Source organism: Pseudomonas sp. SDO5532_S415 (assembly GCF_054071155.1).
In genome coordinates this window covers 1-4,122 of sequence record NZ_JBSVWS010000291.1, presented here as the reverse complement: position 1 = coordinate 4,122, position 4,122 = coordinate 1, and the positions used below count along the sequence as shown (strand labels likewise).

At 62.1% G+C, this 4,122-nt stretch carries 3 protein-coding genes; all 3 read left to right on the top strand.

Going from position 1 to position 4,122, the window contains the following annotated elements:
- Positions 1 to 133 precede the first annotated feature (133 nt).
- Complete coding sequence (locus tag ACW9HW_RS29265) at positions 134 to 1,051, top strand: LysR family transcriptional regulator (RefSeq protein WP_095192453.1); 918 nt, start codon at positions 134 to 136, stop codon at positions 1,049 to 1,051.
- 350 nt (positions 1,052 to 1,401) lie between these two features.
- A complete protein-coding gene (locus ACW9HW_RS29260) occupies positions 1,402 to 2,934 on the top strand; it encodes an MFS transporter (protein ID WP_095192452.1) in 1,533 nt (510 codons plus the stop codon).
- Between the two features lie 26 nt (positions 2,935 to 2,960).
- Positions 2,961 to 4,028: an HlyD family secretion protein gene (locus tag ACW9HW_RS29255; RefSeq protein ID WP_095192451.1), complete on the top strand. Its 1,068-nt coding sequence runs from the start codon at positions 2,961 to 2,963 to the stop codon at positions 4,026 to 4,028.
- Positions 4,029 to 4,122 lie beyond the last annotated feature (94 nt).

Genomic DNA, 4,122 nt, shown 5'->3' with positions numbered 1-4,122 from the left:
GGGGTTGGTCCACTGAAGATCCAATGTGGGAGCGAGCCTGCTCGCGAAGGGGCCGGAACTGCCAACGCATGAGTGGGGAGATGTTTGCTAGCATTGCGCCTGAATCAATCCACATCAGACACGAGTGCTCAGCATGCAACTCCCGGATATGAACCTCCTGGTCGCTCTCGACGCCCTGCTCGACGAAGGCAGCGTAGTGGGCGCCGCGCGGCGGATGAACCTCAGCCCGGCGGCCATGAGTCGAACGCTGACGCGCATCCGCGAGGCCATTGGCGATCCGATCCTGGTACGTGCCGGCCGTGGTCTGGTACCGACACCCAAGGCGCTGGAGTTGCGCGAGCAAGTGCGGGATGTGGTCGAGCAAGCCGCGCAGCTATTCCATTCGGCCCGTGTCGTGGACCTGGGCAGTTTGCGCCGACGCTTCAGCATCCGGGCCAATGACTTCTTCATCGGCATCTACGGCGGCAAGTTGTTCGACACCATGGAGCGTCAGGCGCCGCATTGCGAGTTGCGCTTTGTTCCGGAAGGCGATGGCGATGACGAGGCCTTGCGTGAGGGCCGCATCGATCTGAGCGTCAGCAACAACCGGCCGCTGATGCCGGAAGTGAAAGTGCAGAACCTGTTTTCCACCCAGTTCGTCGGTCTGGTGCGCGAAGATCATCCGCTGCTCGATGAAGAGATCACCGCCGAGCGCTTTGCCGGGTTTTCCCATATCAGCATGTCACGTCGCGGGATTGCCCGCGGACCGATCGATACGGCGCTCAATGCGTTGGGGCTGGAACGGCGGGTGGCGGTGATTGCACCGAGTTTCCATGCAGCGATGTTCGCCTTGCCCGATTCCGATCTGATTCTGCCGGTGCCCAGGGAAACGCTGTTGAGCGTGCGGCGCCTGGGTTTGAAATTGCGTTCGTTCACCCTGCCGGTGCCGCTGCCGACCATCATGCTGACCCAGGCCTGGCATCCGCGGTTCGACAATGACCCGGCCCACCGCTGGCTGCGTGAGACGCTGAAAAGCTGTTGCGATGAGACGTGGTTGGCAGCCCAGTCGTGATGGCGTGAGAAACAGTTTGTGGCGAGGGAGCTTGCTCTCGTTGGACTGCGCAGCAGTCCCTTCTTTTCGCAGGTAAGCGGGGCCGCTTCGCGACCCGGCGGGAGCAAGCTCCCTCGACACAAAAGCACCTTCCTGCATCGCACCGCTCTAACACCTATGGATGGTGGTCCGCCTGACTCGGCGGTGTTAGTTTTTCCCCGCCGTTTCTTCACGAGACCGCTTTCTGTCCTCGTTCGTTTTCATCACCCAATTGCTGCGTCCCACGCACTTATAAATTACCAATAAGTCAGTTTTCGTCAGCGATTCGCCTTCGTAGACTGCCCCCTCAATCATTTCGGAGTTGTGAACCGATGACCTCCCTGACGGCCTCGGTGCCTCTGGCCGCCCCTGTGCCGGCCGCCGCACCAGTGGTGTTTGGTCCACGGATCATCATTGGCCTGGTGGGTGTGCTGCTGGCGGTGCTGGTTTCGGGACTGAACGAGATGGTGACCAAGGTTGCCCTGGCTGACATTCGCGGTGCGCTGGCTATCGGCTACGACGAAGGCACCTGGTTGGTCGCCAGCTACGCCGCGACCTCGGTAGCGGCTGCGGCCTTCGCGCCCTGGTGTGCGGTGACGTTCTCGCTACGGCGTTTCACGCTGTGTGCGATCAGTGCATTCACCTTGTTGGGCGTGTTGTGCCCGCTTGCACCGAATTACGAAAGCCTGCTGGTTTTGCGCACGTTGCAAGGCCTGGCCGGTGGCGCGTTACCCCCCATGTTGATGACCGTCGCACTGCGTTTTCTGCCGGCCAACATAAAAGTCTTCGGCCTGGCCGGTTATGCCTTGACGGCCACTTTCGGTCCTGGGCTCGGCACACCTTTGGCGGGGTTATGGACCGAGTATGTCGGCTGGCAATGGACGTTCTGGCAAGTCGTCGCGCCGTGCCTGATCGCCACGGTGGCGGTAGCCTACGGGATTCCCCAGGACCCGTTGCGACTGGAGCGCTTCAAGCAGTTCAACTGGCGCGGTTTGCTGTTGGGTTTTCCGGCGATCTGCATGCTGGTGATCGGCATTTTGCAGGGCAATCGGTTGGACTGGTTCGAGTCGAGCCTGATCAGCGTCTTGCTGGTGGGCGGTACGTTGTTGCTGGTGCTGTTTCTGATCAACGAGTGGTCGCAGCCGATCCCGTTTTTCAAGATGCAGATGCTCGGCATTCGCAACCTGTCGTTTGCCTTGCTGACTCTGGCCGGGGTGCTGGTGGTGCTGCTGGCAGTGATCATCATTCCGTCCAGCTACCTGGCGCAGGTCCAGGGTTATCGCCCGGTGCAGACCGCGCCGATCACCCTGCTGGCGGCGTTGCCGCAGCTGATCGCGCTGCCGTTGGTGGCGGCGCTGTGCAACTTGCGCTGGGTCGATTGCCGCTGGGTGCTGGGCATCGGTCTGGGCATGCTGACCCTGTCCTGCCTGGGTGGATCGCAGCTGACGTCGGCATGGATTCGCGATGATTTCTATGTGCTGCAACTGCTGCAAATCTTCGGTCAGCCCATGGCGGTGTTGCCGCTGCTGATGCTTTCAACCGGCAGCATCAGCCCGATGGATGGGCCATTCGCCTCGTCCTGGTTCAACACCGTGAAAGGCCTGGCGGCGGTGATCGCCACCGGCGTGCTGGAGACGTTGACCACGGCGCGGCTGCACTTTCACTCGACGATGCTGGTGGACCGCCTGGGCAATTCGCCCTTGGCCGATGCCGACAGCGCCGGCCTCGCCCATCGGCTGCATGAGCAGGCGGTGGTGCTGACCGCCGCGGATCTTTACCTGTGCATGGCCGGCGTCGCCGTGGCGCTGATCCTGCTGATTTTCTGGCTGCCGACGCGGATCTATCCGCCGCGCGCGCCGACCTGAATGCTCCACTGAAACTGAAGGTTTTTATGACGACTCAATCCAAGCAAAAAGTGGCCGTGGGCGCTGCCGTTGTGATCGCGGTGGGCGCGCTGATTTATCTGCTGGCGCCTGGCCTGTTCGGCCAGCGTACGCACCAAAGCACCAATGACGCTTATGTCTCGGCGGATTACACGCTGGTGGTGCCGCGCGTCGCCGGGTTCATCAAGCAAGTGCTGGTGGAAGACAACCAGCAGGTTCAGGCCGGGCAGTTGCTGGCGCTGATCGATGATCGCGATCTACGCGCCGCTGCCGAAGCGGCTGCAGCCGAAGCGCTGATGGCCCAGGCGCAATTGCAAAATGCCAAGGCCACCCTTGAGCGCCAGGCGTCGGTGATTGCCCAGGCACAAGCTGCGGTGGTGTCGGCCAAGGCTGAGATGGCCTTCGCCGAGCATGAACTCAATCGCTACAACCATCTCGCCGGTGTCGGTGCCGGTACGGTGCAGAACGCGCAGCAGGCGCGCACACGCATCGATCAGGCCAGCGCCCGGTTGACCAATGTCACGGCGGTGCTGGCGGCGGAACGCAAGCAGGTGGACATCCTCACCGCTCAGCGGGACGGGGCTGACGGTGGCTTGAAGCGGGCGCAGGCGAAGCTGGAAATGGCCAGTTACGAGCTGTCCTACACGCGGATTACTGCGCCGCAGGACGGCATGGTCGGCGAGCGAGCGGTGCGGGTTGGCGCCTATGTCACACCGGGCAGCAAGCTGCTGGCTGTGGTGCCCCTGGCGCAGGCTTATGTGGTGGCCAACTTTCAGGAAACCCAACTGACCCACGTGCAGCCGGGGCAGAACGTCCAGGTCAGCGTCGACACCTTTGGCGGCGAAATGCTGAATGGGCGCGTCGAGAGCATCGCACCGGCTACCGGAGTGACCTTCGCTTCGGTCAAGCCGGACAACGCGACCGGTAACTTCACCAAGGTCGTGCAGCGGATTCCGGTGAAGATCGTGCTGGCGCCGGGGCAGCCCTTGGCCGAACGGTTACGGGTGGGTATGTCGGTGGAGGCGAGGATTGATACCGCAAGCGCCGGCGTCGAGCATGAGGTTGCGCAGCGATGAAGATGTTTGGTGATGGGTCTGACGCTTTCGCGAGCAGGCTCGCTCCCACAATGGGACGGTGCGTTGACCACAATCTATTTTCAAAAGGTGATCC

Excerpts from the sequence above, each read along its gene's own strand:
- ACW9HW_RS29265 (WP_095192453.1), top strand. The coding sequence starts at position 134 with ATGCAACTCCCGGATATGAACCTCCTGGTCGCTCTCGACGCCCTGCTC.
- ACW9HW_RS29260 (WP_095192452.1), top strand. The coding sequence starts at position 1,402 with ATGACCTCCCTGACGGCCTCGGTGCCTCTGGCCGCCCCTGTGCCGGCC.
- ACW9HW_RS29255 (WP_095192451.1), top strand. The coding sequence starts at position 2,961 with ATGACGACTCAATCCAAGCAAAAAGTGGCCGTGGGCGCTGCCGTTGTG.